The following is a 17,041-nucleotide window of genomic DNA, read 5'->3' as shown; positions in this document are numbered from 1 at the left end:
AGTGCTGCGTACCCAGACGACCGCCGCGGCCCGGCGGCCCGGCCGGCTGATCCTGACCGGCCTGGCGATCCTGGTCGCGTCGTTCGTCGTGTTCGGCACCGTGCTGGTGCAACAGATCACCGAACGGACCGTGCGGGACAACCTCAGCGGCACCCCGGCCGTCACCGCCCTGGTGATCGGCAGCGTTGACGTGCCGCCACCCACAGTGACCGACGTGCGGCAGGTCCGGGCCGTGCCCGGGGTGGCCGAGGCGGTGGCCCGGGTCTCGACCGGGGTCTCCATCGGCGAGGGGTACCTCAACCTCCAGTCCGATCCGGGTACCGGCCCGCTGACCACGGTCCGGGTGATCGAGGGCAGCTACCCGGACCAGCCGGGCGAAATCGCGATCACGCCGCGTACCGCCGAACGGCTCGGGCTCTCGGTGGGCACCACCACCAGCGGCACCGGCGGTGAACTCACCACGCCCGCCCCGCTCACCGTGACCGGCCTGGTGGAGAGCAGCGCCGACGCCGGCTACGACGCGTACGCCCCGGACAGCGCCGTGATCGCCTGGGCGCGCCTGACGACTGTCGAGCGCGTCGACGTGCGGGTGGCCCCCGGGGCCTCGACCGACGCGGTCCGCCAACGGGTCACCGCGGCGGTCGCCGGCCAGCCGATCCGCTCCGGCGCCGAGGTGCGCGAGGCCGAGGCCCAGGCGGCGGCCGAACAGGTCGGGAGACTCTTCATCCTGGTCGGCATGTTCGTCTCCATCGCGGTCGTCGCGGCGGCGCTGGTGGTCACCTCGACCTTCCGCATCGTCTTCGCCCAGCGGATGCGGCAGCTCGCGCTGCTGCGGGCTGTCGGCGCGAGTCGGGCCACCCTGGTGGGGGCCCTGACCGCCGAGGGAGCCCTGACCGGGCTGGTCGCCGGCGTCGTCGGGGTTGCCAGCGCCCTCACCCTCGGGTACGCGCTGCCGGCGATCCTGCGCGCCACCGGCCACGCGGTCTCCTCGCCGGGCCTGCCGCTGGCGGCGGCGGTCACTGTGGTGATCGGTGCCGTCGTGATCACCGTGCTGGCCGTGCTGGCACCGGCGCTGTCCGCCGCCCGGGTCTCCCCGCTGGAGGCGCTGCGGGCGGCGAGCGTCACCGCCGGCCGCCGCGGCATCGGGGTGTCACGTCTGGTCTTCGGCCTGCTCCTGGCCGTCGGCGCGGTCCTGGCGGCGGTCGGGACGATCAGCCAGTTGCCGAAGCCGGACCAGTCGGACTACGACCCGTCGATGCCAATGCTCCTGCTGGTCGGGTCCGGCGCGTTGGCGTTCTTCGCGTTGGTGGCCCTCGGGCCGCTGCTGGTGCGTCCGGTGCTGGCCGTGGTGGGTTGGCCGCTGCGCCAGCTCGGGCCGCTCGGGCGGATGTCGGTCGGCGGAATCGGCGGGACGCCGCGCCGCGCCGCCGCGGTCTCCGTCGTGGTTGCGCTGGGCGTGACCCTGATCTCCGGGGTGGTCATCGGCGGTGCGTCGCTTAGGATCCTCACCGACCGCGAGATGGCGCTCTCGGCCCCGTCCGACTTCGAGGTCACCAGCAACGGTGGGACGCTCCCGCCAGCCGTCGTGAGCCGGGCCGAGGCGGCACACGGTGCGCTGGCCAGGGTAGTGCCGTACCGGATGGTCGACGACGCCACGCTGCTGCGCGGCGCGGACAAGCTCGGCGACGTCGAGGCCGGTTATCCGACCAGCGACCTGGACCTGGCGGCGTTGCCGAGCACCGGCGACCTGGACGTGGCCCAGGGCACCCTGACCGATCGTGGCCCCGGCCGGATCGTGCTCAACAGCTGGGTCGCGCGGGACGCGGGTCTGCGGGCCGGCGACACTGTCACGCTCGCCGTCGCCACCCGCACTGTCGAGGTGCGGGTGGCCGGGGTCCTGCCCGGTGACGGGCCGCTGCACGCGGGCATCCTCGCCGATCCGGCCGACCTGGACCGGCTCGGTGTGCCGGCCGCGTACACCGGTCTGCTGGCCGACGCGGCAGGCGCCGGCGAGGACGGTCGCACCGCCGGCGTGCGGGCCCTGCGGCAGGCGATCGGGGGCAGCGCCGGGGTGGGCCTCGCGGTGCTCGCCGACGAACGGGACCGCAACGACGCGTTGGTGCGCACCCTGGTCTGGATCGCTGTCGGTCTGGTCAGCCTGACCGTGCTGATCGCGGTTGTCGGCGTGGGCTCCACGACCGCGCTGTCGGTGGTCGAACGGGTACGCGAGTCCGGGTTGCTCCGGGCGATCGGGCTGTCCCGGACCGGCCTGCGCACCATGCTGACCATCGAGTCCGGCCTGTACGGGGTGATCGGCGCGACCATCGGCCTGGTGCTCGGCATTCCGTACGCCTGGTTGGCGGTCCAGACCCTCGGGATCGAGGCACCGCTGACCGCGCCGCTGCTGCCGCTGGCCGGGCTCTTCGTGGTGCTGGTCGGGCTGACCGCGTTGGCCGGGGTGCTGCCGGCCCGTCGGGCGTCGCGGGTCAGCCCGGTGGAGGCACTGGGGGCCGACAACTGAGCACAGTCGTGGGGTGGCGCCGTGCCTTCGGCGCCACCCCACGGCGGCCTGGTCAGTTGGGGTTGTTGGCGTGGGTCAGCGTCTCCCAGGCGACGAAGAGGTTGTTGGTTCCGGCCGGACGTTGTTGCAGCGTGAGGGTCTGGGTGTTCGTCATGACGTTGCCCAACCGGGTGCTCATCGCGTTGAAGCCGACCTCGGTGATCGGCCCGAGGCCCCGGGTGAGGCTGCCACCGCAGAGCCAGGAGGGCGGCGCCTCGCCGAGCTGGTAGCGCGAGTGGAAGCCCAGCGCCTGACGCAGCCGCTCACCGACCTGTGGGTACAGGTCCCGTCCCTGGATCCGGGAGGTCTCCGCGACGTGCGAGATGGCGGAGATCCCGTACCCGGTGTGGACGAAGTCGCGGCAGGTCTCCTGGGCGAGGCCGGCGACGAAGGTGGACTGGCCCTGCCAGTAGCCGATGATCTCCGCGCTGGTGTCCAGGCCGCTGCCGGGCATCGTGTACGGCAACGCGCCATCGCTGGGCAGGTAGACGAAGGCCCGGGCGCGGTTGAGGAAGCGGGTGGTCGCCGCGTCGTACACGGCCCGGTCGTCCAGGAACACCGCGATGCCGACGGTGGCCTCCATCATGGTCAGTTCCCAGTTGCCGTTGCTGTTCGAGCCGTTGCGCACCATCGGCAGGTAGACGTTGCGCAGCATGGTGGCGAAGCGGTTGGCGTTGGGCCAACTCGAGTACGTGTACTTGATGATCTCGGCCGCCCGGGGCCAGACCGAGGCGGCCCAACCAGTCTGCAGTGGGGCGTTGCTGCCGGTGTGCGCGGTGATGGTGGCCGACCACGCGTCCATGATCTGGATCGACTTCTGCGCGTACCGGGCATCCCCGGTGAAGTACCAGGCGAGCGCGTCGGTGTATGCCGCGATCGCGTCCTCCCGCTCGTCGGTGCAGCCGTTGTTCGGGTTGGAGTAGGAACCACACTCGACCACCGAACGGGGAGCCGGGGTACGCGACAGGGAGGCGTACCGGCTGCTCATCATCTGGTTGTTGGCCGCCGCCCACGGCTGCGCGCCGGCCTGCACCCGGCCGCGGACGAAGTCGAGCTGGCCTCGGCTGACCAGCACGCCGGGGTGGGTGAAACCACCCGAGGGCGGTGGTGTGGTGCCGCCGCCGGTGGGCAGCGCCCAGGTCTGGTTGGCGGTGCCGGTGCAGCTCCAGATCTGCAGCGGGGTGCCGTCGGCCGAGCTGGGGCCGGTCGCGTCGAGGCACTTGCCCGAGGTCGGGTTGACCAGTTGCCCGGCGCTGGGCGACCACTGCTGGGCTCCGGTGCCGTTGCAGTCGTAGATCTGCACCCGGGCGCCGTTGGCGGTGCTGGCGGCGGCGATGTCCAGGCACTTGCCCAGCGCCCGGATCGTGCCGTCGTCGGCCACCGTCCACTGCTGCGCGGTGGAGCCGTTGCAGGTGAAGAGCTGCACCGGTGTGTTGTTGGCCGGGTTCGCTGCGGCCACGTCGACGCACTTGCCGCCGTACCCGGTGATGGCGCCCGTCGCGGCCGCCACCGCGGGCGACGCGGCGACGACCAGTCCGGTCGGTACGGCGAGCAGGGCCGCGGCGAGCGCGGAGGTCAGTCTGATGCGGGGGCGGCGGGGCAGGAGCCCGGCCGATCGTCGCGCCATGTGGGGGTCCTTCCGGGGCGGCGAAACAATTGTAAAGTGTGTTAATCATTGCAGCCATACACACCGATATCAATGTCTTCGTCGCCACGGATGCCGTTACGGGTGCATGGACGCACCCTTGAGCACCTTGTCCACCACGTTGCGCGGCGCGTGCAGCGCCAGGCCCACCAGGTCGAGCTTCTCCCGTCCGACCGCCTCGACGGCGGCACGGTTGTCCCGGTCGTTGCCGGTGGCGAACAGCTCGGACGTGAAGATCGCCAGCCGCAGGCCACGGGCGAGGGCGCGCGTGTGCGCGCCGACCAACGTCGCCCGATCCCCGGCGAAGACCAGCACCGGCTGGCCGAACATCGGCAGGTAACTGGTGCCGTCCGCGTCGCGGTACTCCTCGCCGACCAGCTCCGGCAGGGTGCTCGCGATGCCGCTGACCAGGAAAGCCGTGACGTTCAGGCGTTGCCAGCTCGCCAGGTCGTTGCGGAGCAGTACGGCGATCTTGGTGGGAAAGCGGATCGGTTCGGTCATGCCGTCGAGCCTGCCCGCCCCCACGCCTCCCGGTCTTGTACGTTCTTAGCGTGGCCACCCGCCCGGCCGGCTCGCACGTCAGAGCGTGGCGACCCGCGGTAGCCGGGGTCGCCGAGGTCTTCCACGCCCATTTCGTCGACCACGCCTACCCCCGGCACATCCACGAGGTGTGGACGCTGCTGATCGTCGACGACGGCGCGGTCCACTTCGACCTGGACCGGCACCGGCACGGCGCGTTGCGCACGTCGGTCACCCTGCTGCCGCCGTACGTGCCGCACGACGGCAGCTCCGCCACACCGGACGGCTTCCGCAAGCGGGTCCTGTACCTCGACACCTCGGCGCTCGACGCCGAGCTGGTCGGCCGGGCCGTCGACGAGCCGGACCTGGCCGATCCGCAGCTGCGCGACCGGGTCCACCACCTGCACCACGTGCTCGCCACACCCGGCGACGAGTTCGAGGCCGAGAGCCGGCTCGCGTTCATCCTGGACCGGCTACGCCGCCAGCTCCGCCAGCGCTCCCCGGCCGGTGGCCAGCCCCCGGGGCGCGGCCTCGCGGTGCGACTACGGGAGCTGCTGGACGCCCGGACCGTCGAGGGCGTCACGCTGGGGGAGGCCGCGCAGCTGCTGCACGCCCACCCGACCCACCTGGTCCGGACGTTCACCCAGGTGCACGGCGTGCCACCGCACACGTACCTGACCGGCCGTCGGGTCGAGCTGGCGCGTCGCCTGCTCCTCGCCGGGCAGCGGCCCGTCGAGACCGCTGTCGCGGCCGGGTTCTTCGACCAGGCGCACCTGACCCGCCACTTTCGGCGCTACCTGGGCGTCAGCCCGGCCCGCTACCCCCGCCCGAGCTGATCTCGGTCAGACGAGCTGGCCGCCGATGACGGCGAGCAGGCGCAGCTTCTCGTCGCTCGGCGACCCGGGCACGGCCGTGAAGACCAACAGCGTCTGTGACTGGTCGGGGTCCACCAGCGTCTGGCAGTGCAGCTCCAACGCCCCGACCTCCGGGTGCACGAAGTGCTTGGGCGGGCAGTAGCCGGCGGGGACCGGGTGCTCCCGCCACAGCTGCGCGAACTCCGGGCTCCTGGCCAGCAGGTCGTCGACGAGCGCGGCGGCCCGCGAGCCGCGCCCGTCGCGGGTGTACGCCGCGTGCAGGTGCGCCACGAGCAGGCGACTCTGCGTCTGGTGATCCTGCGCCGGGTGCAGCCGCCGTGCCATCGGATCGGTGAACCAGCGGTAATGCGCGCTGCGCGCCAACCCGGTGTACCGGGTCTCGTCACCGAGCAGGGCGACGGCCGGCGCGGTCTGCGCCAGGGTCTCGCCGAGGTGGTTCACCACCTGGGCCGGGGTGTCGTGCATCCGGTCGAGGATGCGCATCATTCCCGGGTTCACGTGGTCGGCCCGCACCGCGCGGCGCGGAACGGCGTAACCGGCGAGCTGGAACAGGTGGTCCCGTTCGGCGAGAGTGAGCCGCAGGCCCCGGGCCAGGGCGGCGAGCATCTGCTCCGAGGGGTGCGGCCCGCGCTGCTGCTCCAACCGGCTGTAGTAGTCGGTGGACATTCCGCTCAACGTGGCGACTTCCTCGCGGCGCAGCCCTCCGGTGCGCCGGCGCGGGCCCCGGGGCAACCCGACGTCCTCGGGCTGGAGCGCCTCGCGGCGGGTGCGCAGGAAGCTGGCGAGTTGGGCGCGGTCCACGGTGTCTCCGATCACTGCGTGCCGGCTGTCGACCGGCGCATCGAGTGCAACAGGGGAGACCCGGCAGGGTGTTCCGCCTCCCGGGCCGTCCCGTGCGGTCAGCGCTGGATGGACTTGGTCTCCAGGAACTCCTCCAGCCCGAAGCGGCCGAACTCGCGGCCGTTGCCGGAGTGCTTGTAGCCGCCGAAAGGGGCGAGCGGGTTCCAGTGGCCGGCGTTCACGTCGACCTGGCCCACGCGCAGCCGCCGGGCGATCGCCAGGGCGTGCTCCGGCTCACCGAAGACGCCGCTGGTCAGGCCGTACAGCGTGCCGTTGGCGATGGCCACGGCCTCCTCCTCGTCGGCGTACGGAATGATCGTCAGCACCGGCCCGAAGATCTCCTCCTGGGCGATCGCGGAGGAGGGGTCGACGTCGGCGAAGATCGTCGGCTGGACGTAGGCCCCGACGGTCAGCCCCTCGGGCCGCTGCGGACCGCCGAACACGAGCCGGGCGCCGTCCGTGATGCCCCGCTCGATGTAGCCGACGACCTTCTGCCGGTGGGCCTCGGACGCCATCGGGCCGATCCGGGTGGACTCGTCGCCCGGGTCGCCGACGGTGTACTGCTTCGCGGCCTCGACGGCCAACGCCACGACCTCGTCCTGACGGGAGGCGGGCACCAGCATCCGCGGCCACGCGCCGCAGACCTGACCACCGTTGCTGAACGCCATCATGAGACCCCGCTCGACCGCGGCGGGCAGGTCGGCGTCGTCGAGGATGATGTTCGCGCCCTTGCCGCCCAGCTCCAGCGCGACCCGCTTGACGGTCGCCGCGGCCACCGCGGAGATCCGCTGCCCCGCCCGGGTGGAGCCGGTGAAGGAGATCATGTCGATGTCCGGGTGGGCGGAGATCGCCTCGCCGACGGTCGCGCCGGTGCCGTAGACGACGTTGAAGACACCGGCCGGTACGCCGGCATCGGCGGCGACCTCCGCGAGGATGCGCGCGGTCAGCGGGGCGTTCTCGGACGGCTTGAAGACCATCGTGTTACCGGCGAGCAGGGCCGGCGCCAGCTTGGAGACGATCTGCTGAAGCGGGAAGTTCCACGGCGTGATCGCGCCGACCACGCCGATCGGCTCGCGGACGATCAGCGAGTTGCCGACCTCCTCGGTCCAGGCGAAGTCGTCGGCCAGGCCGGCGATGGACTCGACAACCGCGGCCGGGAAGGCGACCTGGGCGGTCCGGGACATACCGATCGGAGAGCCCATCTCGGCGGTGATCGCCTGGGCGATCTCCTCCGTGCGGGCGGCCAGGCCGGCGCCAAGGCGGCGCAGCACGTCCGCCCGGTGCTGCGGGGTGGTCACCGACCAGCCCGGGAAGGCGGCTCGGGCGGCGGCGACGGCGCGGTCGACGTCGGCGGCGGTGCCGACCGGGGTCTCGGCGACGAACTCGCCGGTGGCCGGGTTGACGACGGGAAGGGTGTCGGCGGAGCCGGTGACGGTCTCGCCACCGATCCAGTGGCCGGCGACGGTGTAGGTGGAAGGTGTCATGGACCGACCGTCGCACCGCTGCCGAACCCCAACCAGGTGCGGTCTATCCAGGGTTCCGCGATCCCTGGCTGGGGCCCGGCTCCCTCAGAGAGCGAGGACGATCCGGCCGGCGGTGGTGCCCGCGTCCTGCCGGGCCCAGGCGTCCGCGATGGCGTCGAACGGCACGATCTCGTGGTCGACGGTGAGCCGGCCGGCCGCCGCGTGCCCGGCCACCACGGTCAGCGCCGCTGCCCGCTCGGCGGTCGACAACCCGTTGTTGGTGTAGCCGATCATCCGCAGTGCGCCGCTGCGCAGCACGGCCGACTCGATGGGCGCTGTCGCGCCGGCCGCGCTACCCAGGTTGACCAGGCGCCCACCCGGGCGCAGCACCCGCAGCGCCGCCGCCGCCGGGACACCGAAGACCGGGTCGAGGACGAGATCGACCGGCCCGTCGGCGGCGTGGCGCAGCCGGTCGGCCATCGACGCGACATCGTCGTCGGGGAGCAGCGGGACCGCGACGGCGGCACCGAGCTCCTCGGCGCGGGCCCGTGCGGCGGCCGACCGGGCCACGGCGATGACGCGGCGGGCGCCGCCGAGCACGGCGAGCTGGACGGCGGCCTGACCGACCACACCACCGGCGCCGAGCACGATGACCTGGTCGCCGGCCGCCAGGCCGCCGGCGTGGGTCAGCGCCGCGTGCGCGGCGACCGCGGAGAGACCGAGGGCCGCGAGCAGGGTCAGCGGTACGCCGGCCGGCAGCGCCACCACGTCGACGGTCGGCACGGCGACAGTGGTCGCCATGCTGCCGTCGACGCCGGAGCGCATCCCGGCCGACGTGCCGAACCAGACCGGGGTGCCGTCGGCGAGCCGACCGACGCCCTGCACACCCGGCACGTACGGGGTGCTCGGCGGGCCGAAGTAGCTGGTGCCGCTGGCGCAGAGCACGTCCAGCGGAGTGATCGGCACGGCCTCGACGGTGACCGCTACCGCACCGTCGGCCGGTACGGGCGCCGGCCGCTCGACGATCGTCGGCGCGGTGCCGCAGGTGGTGAGCACTGCCGCGCGGATCACGTCGCGATGTCCGGGTACGGCATCGAGAAGTGGGCCAGCCGCGCGCCGTAGGACTTCTGGTATTCCAGCGGCTCGGTGTTGTCCCGCTCGAAGAGGGCGATGAAGAGGGTCAGGGTGAGGAACGGGTGCGCACCCAGCTCGAAGAGCTTCACGTGGTCATGGGTGGCCAACGCCTCGCGCTCCACGTCGGCGAAGCGCAGCCAGGTGCTCGCCTCGCCGGTGTGGCAGTTCAGCACCGTGTTGGCGCACTCGGCCTCCCACCAGGAGACCAGCTCGCGCGGCTCGCTGCGGTAGCGCTCGACCAGCTCCGGGTCCCGGTCGACCATGAAGAGGAACTTGTTCAGCAGGTACTTGCTCATGCCGTCGGCGCTCCGTTCGGATACCAGGTGAAGTACGCCTCCATGGTGTGGAACAAATCGAGGGTGTCCACGTAGTCGGCCTTCACGCCGGCACCGGCCACGCCCATCATCAGCATGAAGTCCATGAAGCCGTGGGTGGCGTTGCCCGGTGAGTGCAGGCTGTCCAGGGTGACCTCGCGCAGGCACTCGTCCAGGTCGCCGTTGGCGATCCACTCGACGGCCCGCTGGTCGAACTCCGGGTCCGGGCCGTGCGGGCCGAACTGCCGGGGGCCGCCCAGCTCGAGCGAGAGGTGGCCGGTGCCGATGACGGCCACCCGCAGGTGCGACGGCCACGACTCGACGATGTCGCGGATGCTCTGGCCGAGCTGGACGAAGCGCTTCGGCTGCGGCAGCGGCGGCGCGAAGATGTTGGTGTAGATCGGCACGATCGGCAGGTCGGCCTCGGGGCGCAGCGTGATGATCGGGCAGGTGATGCTGTGGTCGATGCGCAGCTCGTTGCTGAACGCGAGGTCGAAGCCGGCGTCGAGCCCGGCCCGCAGGATGTGCCCGGACAGGTCCTCCTGGCCCGTGAGCAGCATCCGGGGCAGCCCGAACTCGCGCTCCTCGTTGTACCAGTTGGCGTCGTAGTAGGGCGCCTTGCCGACCAGGAACTGCGGCATGTTGTCCAGCCAGAGCTGGTGGAAGTGGTCGGAGCCGACCATCACCAGCACGTCGGGTCGGGCTCGGGTCAACGTCTCCCGGAACGCCAGGATCTTGCGGGTCCACTCGTCGGCGAACGGTGGCCGGTCCTCGCCGGTGGCGGTGCTGGCCCGGTAGTAGAAGGGGTGGTGGGTGGAGGCGATGACAGCGACGATGGAGGCCATTCCCGCTCCTTTCGGGGGTGGAAGAGGAGATCAGGGTTCGTAGACGGCGTTGCGGTCGACGGTGCGGTAGATGTCCATGCCGAGCGGTCGTCGTCGCTCCTCGGCGAGGTGCCCGAGCAGCCCCGCCGCGCGGGCCAGCAGGGCGAAACCGCGCAACATCTCGACCGGGAGCCCGAGGTCGGCGAGTGCCGCCCCGCAGACTCCGGCGCCGTTGAGCGGCAGGGTGCGGCCGAGCACCTGTGGGTGTACGCGTCCGATCGCCTCGAACAGCCGCAGGTGCGGGCCGTGCAGACCCTCCTCGGTGGCGATCCTGATCAGCACGGGGGTGCGTGGGTCCTGCTCCTTGTGCACGGGGTGCCCGAGCCCGGGGACCAGTCGACGCTCCTGCTTGGCCCGGGTGACCGCGTCGAGCGCCACCGCGTCGTAGTCGGTCACCTCGCCGGCCTGGTTGAGCGTGTCGGCGAGGAAGCGTCCACAGTCCTCGGTGACACCGAGGAAGCGGGAGCCGCCGCCGAGCAGGCCGGCGGCGAGCGCGCCCTGCAACGACTCGGGCGCGGACAGGTACGTCAGCCGGGCGGCGATCGCCGTCGGGGTGAAGCCGTGGTCGGCGAGGGCCACCAGCACCGCCTCGAAGACCCGTACCTCACCCGGGGTGGGACGGCGGCCGGCGACCAGCCAGTACGCCAGCTCGCCGAAGCCCACAGTGCCCATCAGGTCGGCGGCCAGGTCCTGCCCGAGCAGCGAGATGGTGGCCGGGTCGGAGGTGCCGATCCCGGTCGGGAAGCTCAGTTCTTCAGCCACGCGCGGATCTCCTCGCCGTGTTCGTCGAGCCCCGGCGGCGGCAGCTCGTACCGGGCCGGGGTGTCGGAGAAGGTGATGGGGTTGCGGACACCGGGCACGTCTCCGACGGTGACGACCGGGTCGAGCCCCAACTCCTCGGCGAGCGCCACACCACCGTCGATGGTGTTGATCGGCGCGCACGGGACGCCGGCGGCGAGCAGGTCGCGGAACCACTCGTCCTTGGTCCGCTTGGCGAGGCGTTCGACCAGCAGGGGCCGCAGTTGTTCGCGGTTGGCAGTGCGGTCCTGGTTGCGCCCGAAGCGCGGGTCGTCGGGCAGGCCGGGCAGGTCGAGCACCTGGCAGAGCTTGCGGAACTGCCCGTCGTTGCCGGCGATGACGATCAGCTCGCCGTCGGCGGTGGGCAGTGGCTCGTACGGGAAGAGGCTGGGGTGCGCGTTGCCCATCCGGAACGGGACGCTGCCGCCGGCGACGTAGCCGCTGGAGTGGTTGACCAACCCGGACAGCGCCGAGCTGAGCAGGTTGACCTCGACGTGCTGGCCTCGTCCGGTCTCGCCACGGTGGTGCAGCGCGGCGAGGATGCCGATGCTGGCGTGCAGCCCGGCCATCACGTCGAAGACGGAGATGCCGGCCCGGTACGGCGAACCGTCCGGGTCGCCGGTGAGGCTCATCAGGCCCGAGATGGCCTGCACCATGAGGTCGTAGCCGGGGAAGTCCTTACCGGCGCCGGTGCCGAAGCCGCTGATGCTCGCGTACACGATCTTGTCGTTGGTCGCGGTGACCGTGTCGTAGTCGAGGCCGAACCGGGCGAGGCCACCGGGCCGGAAGTTCTCGATCAGCACGTCGGCGCGGCGGGCCAACTCCTGCGCGGTGGCCAGGTCGTCGGGTTTCCTGAGATCCAGGGCGACCGACCGCTTGTTGCGGTTGATGCCGAGGTAGTACGTCGAGACTCCGTCGCGGGTGGGCGGCATCCAGGTGCGGGTGTCGTCGCCACCGGGGCTCTCCACTTTGATCACCTGGGCGCCCAGGTCGGCCAGGAGCATCGTCGCGTACGGCCCGGCGAGGATCCGGGAGAAGTCCGCGACGAGCAGGCCGGCCAGTGGGCCTGTCGAATGCTGCACCATGTTTCCGCCCGTTCTGCGGACACCTGTCCGCCGGGACAGCTTGCGATACCGCACGGTGCGTGTCAACGGTGCGATTCGCGCGCGGGACCACGCTCTTGACACGAATCGTGACCGGGACCACACTTGCGCCACTCGGGCTGGCCGCACAGCGGACAAGAGTCCGGATTCCCCTCGTACTCCGAAAGGAATGGGTGGCGAATGAGCGCAACCGACCGGCCGGTGGTCTTCCGTAACGGCCTGGTTCTCACCATGGACGACGCGCACACGGTGCTGCCCGGCGCCGACGTGCTGGTCATCGGCGGCCGGATCGCGCAGGTCGGCGTCGGTCTCACCGCACCCGACGACGCCCTGGAGATCGACGCCACCGGCGGCATCCTCATGCCCGGCATGGTCGACACCCACCGGCACCTGTGGCAGACCGCGATGCGCGGGTACGGCGCCGACTGGACCCTGACCCAGTACTTCGTCTGGTACTACCTCGAGTCGGGCAAGCTGTTCCGGCCCGAGGACGTCTACGCCGGCAACCTGCTCGGCGCGATCGAGGCGATCGACGCCGGCGTCACCACCACTGTCGACTGGTCGCACGGGTTGCAGACACCCGAGCACGCCGACGCCGCCGTGGACGCCTTGGAGGCGGTCGACGGACGGTTCGTGCTCGCCTACGGCAACATCCAGCAGGGGCCGTGGGAGTGGGCCACCTCGCCGGAGTTCCGCGACTTCCACCGCCGTCGCGTCGACGGTGGCAAGCTGGCCGGCTTCCAGTTGGCGTTCGACGTCACCGGCGACCCCGCCTTCCCGGAACGGGCCGCGTTCGAGGTGGCCCGGGAGTTGGGCGTCGCGGTGACCACCCACGCGGGCGTGTGGGGCGCCACCAACGACGACGGCATCCGGCTGATGCACGAGAACGGGTTCATGACCCCGTCGACCGTGTACGTGCACGCGGCGACGCTCACCCATGACTCGTACAACCGGATCGCCGCGACCGGCGGCTCGGTCTCCGTCTCGACCGAGAGTGAGCAGAGCGCCGGCCAGGGTTACCCACCCACCTGGCAGTTGCGCCACCACGACATCCCGGTGTCACTGTCGATGGACACCAGCGTGTGGTGGAGCGGCGACCTCTTCTCCGCGATGCGCAGCACGCTCGGCGCGGACCGCTCCCGGGAGCACCTGGAGGCGCACGCCAAGCAGGAAACCATCACCCACTGCCACCTGCGCGCCGAACAGGTCGTCGAGTGGGCCACCCGAGGCGGCGCCCGTGCGCTCGGCATGGACGCCACGATCGGCGCGCTCACCCCCGGCCGTCAGGCCGACGTCGTCCTGATCAAGAACGACGCCTCGCCGGTGATGTTCCCGATCCTGAATCCGCACGGTCACGTGGTCTTCCAGGCCCAGCGTGCCGACGTGCACACCGTGCTGGTGGGTGGCCGGGTCGTGAAGCGCGACGGCCGCCTCGTCGGCGTCGACCTCGCCGCCGCACGGACCAGGGTGGCCGCGACCATCGACCACCTGCGCGAGACGATGGGGGAGGAGGCGTGGCAGCGGGGAATGAACCCGGACGTCCCCGAGACCGCGATCCTGGAGAACCCGTACCAGTACACCGAGTGGGACGCCGGGTCGGCGCAATGGAAGCATTAAGGACATGAGTGACAACGGAAGGGGCGCCGGGCCCGACTTCATCGAGGCTCTCGCCCGTGGCCTCGACGTCCTGCGCTCCTTCCGTCCCGCCTGCCCCTCGATGACGCTCAGCGAGCTCGCCACCGCCACCGGCCTGGCCCGCCCCACCGTCCGGCGCATCCTCATCACGCTCGAATCGCTGGGCTACGTCCGCGCGGTCGGCCGCGGCCACACCCTCACCCCGCGCGTCCTGGAGCTGGGAATGGCGTACGTCAACGCGCTGAACATGTGGGACGTGGCCCGGCCGCACATGGAGAAGCTCGTCGCGCAGACCAACGAGTCGACCTCGATGGCCCAGCTCGACGGCAGCGACATCGTCTACGTCGCCCGGGTGGCCGTACCCAAGATCGTCACGCTGGGTGTCACCATCGGCACCCGCTTTCCGGCACCCGCGACGTCGATGGGCAAGGTGCTGCTCGCGGCCCTCCCACCGGAGACGCTGGCGACCGTCCTCGCCGAGCCCAGCCGCTCCGGCATCACACCGCGCTGGCAACCCGCACCGGGCGACCTCGACGCCGTGCTGCGCGAGGTCCGGGCCAAGGGCTGGGCGCTCGCCGACCAGGACCTGGCACCCGGAATCCGGTCCGTCGCCACCGGCGTACGCGACGGCGACGGGCGGGTCGTCGCCGCCATCAACGTGACAGTGCACGCCGCCGAGACCTCGCTGGAGACCCTGCGCGAAGAGCACCTTCCAAGGTTGCTGCGCGCGGCCGCCGACATCGGGCACGACTGGGCGCTCACCGCCGCCGTGCCGGTGGTCACCGCCTAGACGAGCAAGACCTCACTTCGGGTTGGCCGGGCCCAGGTGATCGGCAGGCCGGGCGGCGCGACCCAGGGCATGTCCTGCCGATCATGAGCTTCGCGGATCGTCCGGGGCAGCGCCGACACCCGACCGGATGCCATAGTGCCGCGATGAAGGCGGACCTGCACAGTTACCTGAAGGGCGGCCGCGAGTCGCTGCTGTGGAAGCTCGACGGGCTCAGCGAATACGACATTCGGCGTCCGTTGACCCCGACCGCGACCAACTTGCTCGGTCTGGTGAAGCACTCGGCGGCCATGGAGATCCTCTACTTCGGCGTCGTGTTCGGCCGACCGTTCGAGCAGGAGCTGCCGTATGTCGGCGACGGGGCGGAGACCAATGCCGACATGTGGGCGAGCCCGGATGAGACCCGCGAGGAGATCGTCGCACTGCACCGTCGCGCGATCGCCCACGCCGACACCACCATTGAAGCCCTTTCGCTGGATGAGGTAGGCCGCGTGCCGTGGTGGGGCGATGCAACGGTCACTCTGCACCACGTCCTGGTCCACGTCATCGCGGAAACCCAACGGCACGCCGGCCACGCCGACATCGTGCGCGAACTCATCGACGGCACGGCCGGGCTGCTGCCCAGGAACGACAACCTGCCCCCCGTGGACGAGTCATGGTGGCTGGACCACCACCAGCGAGTGGAGCAGGCTGCCCTCGACGCCAGCAAGCGCAGCAATTAGTTCTCTGTCGATCATGGAAGCCAGATGTTGGCGGCGGCATCCTCCACCGATCGGCGCGGCATGCGGCGGCGGGACCGTCGGCGCGTTGTCTCCGTTCACCGGCGGAGCCCGTCGCAGATCGATCATGATGACTGAAAGTGTCGTACGCCTGTACTAGATTCGGGTCGTGGTCGAGGAGTTGACGCAGGCAGAGGGTGCCATCGCGGCCTGCGCCGAAACGGCCACCTGGGCACAGCCCGAGGGCGAGCTGGTCGCCGCGCTCGACACCGCGCACCGCATCGAGCAGCGTCTCGCGGCGGTGAAACTGGCTCTGATCCGTGAGCTCGACGGCCGGGGCACCGCCACCGCGCACGGCGCCTCCTCCACCGCGGTCTGGCTCCGCGAACGGTTACGCCTCACCATCCCGGCCGCCCGCCGCCTCGTCGACCTCGCCGAGGCCCTGGACACCGGCAACCCTGGGGTACGCCACGCACTGGCCGATGGCCACATCGCCGTCGACCAGGCCCGGGTCATCGCCGACACGGTCGACAGCGTGCAGACCGCCGCCGGTCCCGAGGCCGCCGACAAGGCCCTCGGAGTGCTCGTCGAGTGGGCCGGGCAATTCGATCCCACCCTCTTACGCAAACTCAGCACCCGCATCCTCGACCACGTCGCACCCGACATCGCCGACGCCGCCGCCCAAGCAGCCCTGGACGCCGAAGCCCGCCGTGCCACCCGCGACCGCCATCTCACCCTCTCCACCCTCACCGACGGCCGCCTGCGACTCACCGGCATCCTCGACACCGAGACCGCCGGCCTGCTCCGTGCCGCCATCGACCCACTCAGCGCACCCTCGGGCCCTGACGACCAGCGCTCTCCCGGGCAACGCCGGCACGACGCTCTCAGCGACGTGTGCCGCCTCGCCCTGCGCACCGGCGAGTTGCCCGAGCAAGGGGGTGATCCCGCCCAGATCGTCGTCACCACCAGCTACGACGGGTTGACCCGGCAGCTGGGCAGAGGTGCCCTCGACACCGGCCTGCGCCTCACCCCCGAGGCCGTGCGCCGCCTCGCCTGCGACGCCGCCATCCTCCCCGCCGTCCTCGGCGGAGCCAGCCAACCACTCGATCTCGGCCGACAACGTCGTCTCATCACCGGCCCCCTCCGGCGAGCTCTGGTGCTGCGGGACGGGGGCTGCGCCTTCCCGGGCTGCGACCGACCACCGCGCTGGTGCGACGCCCACCACATCAAGCACTGGGCCGACGGCGGCGACACCAGCCTCGCCAACGCCGTCCTGCTCTGCGGCCACCACCACCGTCACCTGCACCACAGCGACTGGGCGGTGCGACTGGCAGGCGACGGCCACCCCGAGTTCGTGCCACCGGCCTGGCTCGACCCCGAACAGGTCCCCCGCCGCAACCACTACCACCGACGAACGTGAGCACCACCAGCGCACACCGATCACCCCGGTCAGCAGGCCGACCGGGTGGCCAGCCCAGGACGCCCCACTTCCAGGCGACCACCGACGCGAAGAGAGGCGCGCGACCAGGGCCCCACTCCCGCTGAGCTTCGGGGGCGGTGAGGGAGGCGCGCGACCAGGACCGGCACGCCCCACTCCGTCTCAACTACCGAGGCGGTGAGAGAGGCGCGCGACGAGGACCCGGCACGCAGGTCGGCCGCGATTTCGTACCCGATTCGCTTCGCGCCGGGGACCAGCGCGATTCTCGATGCAACTTCGCCGCTGCGCCGTTGGTGGACGCGCCAACCGCCACGACGGTGATCGCTT

The 17,041-nt window shown here is 71.6% G+C and carries 15 protein-coding genes; 6 read left to right on the top strand and 9 right to left on the bottom strand.

What is annotated here, in order from left to right:
• The first annotated feature begins 1 nt into the window (after position 1).
• Positions 2 to 2,521 (top strand): ABC transporter permease, encoded by a 2,520-nt coding sequence (locus tag GA0070561_RS10740; RefSeq protein ID WP_244166147.1) that lies wholly within the window; start codon positions 2 to 4, stop codon positions 2,519 to 2,521.
• A 52-nt stretch (positions 2,522 to 2,573) separates the two neighbouring features.
• On the opposite strand, the gene GA0070561_RS10735 is transcribed toward GA0070561_RS10740, so the two are convergent.
• Positions 2,574 to 4,187 (bottom strand): ricin-type beta-trefoil lectin domain protein, encoded by a 1,614-nt coding sequence (locus tag GA0070561_RS10735; RefSeq protein WP_091399081.1) that lies wholly within the window; start codon positions 4,185 to 4,187, stop codon positions 2,574 to 2,576.
• A 96-nt stretch (positions 4,188 to 4,283) separates the two neighbouring features.
• The gene (locus GA0070561_RS10730) at positions 4,284 to 4,706 is read right to left on the bottom strand and encodes a DUF2000 domain-containing protein (protein ID WP_091399078.1); all 423 of its coding nucleotides are present in this window, start codon (positions 4,704 to 4,706) and stop codon (positions 4,284 to 4,286) included.
• 50 nt (positions 4,707 to 4,756) lie between these two features.
• Here GA0070561_RS10730 and GA0070561_RS10725 point away from each other — a divergent pair, with 50 nt between their 5' ends.
• Positions 4,757 to 5,560, top strand: coding sequence for a helix-turn-helix transcriptional regulator (locus GA0070561_RS10725; protein WP_208603732.1), 804 nt, complete (start codon positions 4,757 to 4,759; stop codon positions 5,558 to 5,560).
• Positions 5,561 to 5,566: 6 nt separating this feature from the next.
• Here GA0070561_RS10725 and GA0070561_RS10720 read toward each other — a convergent pair whose 3' ends face one another.
• The 7 genes from GA0070561_RS10720 to GA0070561_RS10690 form a co-directional block, all read right to left on the bottom strand.
• Positions 5,567 to 6,400: a helix-turn-helix transcriptional regulator gene (locus GA0070561_RS10720; RefSeq protein ID WP_091400155.1), complete on the bottom strand. Its 834-nt coding sequence runs from the start codon at positions 6,398 to 6,400 to the stop codon at positions 5,567 to 5,569.
• Between the two features lie 98 nt (positions 6,401 to 6,498).
• The gene (locus tag GA0070561_RS10715; protein WP_091399073.1) at positions 6,499 to 7,923 is read right to left on the bottom strand and encodes an aldehyde dehydrogenase family protein; all 1,425 of its coding nucleotides are present in this window, start codon (positions 7,921 to 7,923) and stop codon (positions 6,499 to 6,501) included.
• Between the two features lie 84 nt (positions 7,924 to 8,007).
• Entirely contained in the window at positions 8,008 to 8,973 is a 966-nt protein-coding gene (locus GA0070561_RS10710) for a quinone oxidoreductase family protein (protein WP_091399070.1), read from the bottom strand.
• Entirely contained in the window at positions 8,970 to 9,332 is a 363-nt protein-coding gene (locus tag GA0070561_RS10705) for a hypothetical protein (RefSeq protein WP_091399067.1), read from the bottom strand. Before GA0070561_RS10705 ends, GA0070561_RS10710 begins: the two co-directional genes overlap by 4 nt.
• On the bottom strand, positions 9,329 to 10,195 hold the full coding sequence (locus tag GA0070561_RS10700; RefSeq protein WP_091399064.1) for a DODA-type extradiol aromatic ring-opening family dioxygenase: 867 nt from the start codon (positions 10,193 to 10,195) through the stop codon (positions 9,329 to 9,331). Before GA0070561_RS10700 ends, GA0070561_RS10705 begins: the two co-directional genes overlap by 4 nt.
• A gap of 30 nt (positions 10,196 to 10,225) precedes the next feature.
• Positions 10,226 to 10,996: a citryl-CoA lyase gene (locus GA0070561_RS10695; RefSeq protein ID WP_091400153.1), complete on the bottom strand. Its 771-nt coding sequence runs from the start codon at positions 10,994 to 10,996 to the stop codon at positions 10,226 to 10,228.
• Positions 10,981 to 12,117 (bottom strand): CaiB/BaiF CoA transferase family protein, encoded by a 1,137-nt coding sequence (locus GA0070561_RS10690; RefSeq protein ID WP_091399060.1) that lies wholly within the window; start codon positions 12,115 to 12,117, stop codon positions 10,981 to 10,983. Before GA0070561_RS10690 ends, GA0070561_RS10695 begins: the two co-directional genes overlap by 16 nt.
• 198 nt (positions 12,118 to 12,315) lie before the next feature.
• Here GA0070561_RS10690 and GA0070561_RS10685 point away from each other — a divergent pair, with 198 nt between their 5' ends.
• The 4 genes from GA0070561_RS10685 to GA0070561_RS10670 all read left to right on the top strand — a co-directional run bounded on the left by GA0070561_RS10685 (position 12,316) and on the right by GA0070561_RS10670 (position 16,696).
• On the top strand, positions 12,316 to 13,752 hold the full coding sequence (locus GA0070561_RS10685; protein WP_091399058.1) for an amidohydrolase family protein: 1,437 nt from the start codon (positions 12,316 to 12,318) through the stop codon (positions 13,750 to 13,752).
• Positions 13,753 to 13,756: 4 nt separating this feature from the next.
• Complete coding sequence (locus tag GA0070561_RS10680; RefSeq protein WP_091399055.1) at positions 13,757 to 14,560, top strand: IclR family transcriptional regulator domain-containing protein; 804 nt, start codon at positions 13,757 to 13,759, stop codon at positions 14,558 to 14,560.
• Between the two features lie 143 nt (positions 14,561 to 14,703).
• The gene (locus GA0070561_RS10675) at positions 14,704 to 15,279 is read left to right on the top strand and encodes a DinB family protein (protein WP_091399052.1); all 576 of its coding nucleotides are present in this window, start codon (positions 14,704 to 14,706) and stop codon (positions 15,277 to 15,279) included.
• A 166-nt stretch (positions 15,280 to 15,445) separates the two neighbouring features.
• On the top strand, positions 15,446 to 16,696 hold the full coding sequence (locus tag GA0070561_RS10670) for an HNH endonuclease signature motif containing protein (protein WP_091399049.1): 1,251 nt from the start codon (positions 15,446 to 15,448) through the stop codon (positions 16,694 to 16,696).
• Positions 16,697 to 17,041: the final 345 nt, after the last annotated feature.

It is taken from the genome of Micromonospora saelicesensis (assembly GCF_900091575.1).
Classification (GTDB): domain Bacteria; phylum Actinomycetota; class Actinomycetes; order Mycobacteriales; family Micromonosporaceae; genus Micromonospora; species Micromonospora saelicesensis.
The sequence above is the reverse complement of the archived record's forward strand: the minus strand, read 5'-3'. Positions and strand labels throughout refer to the sequence as shown.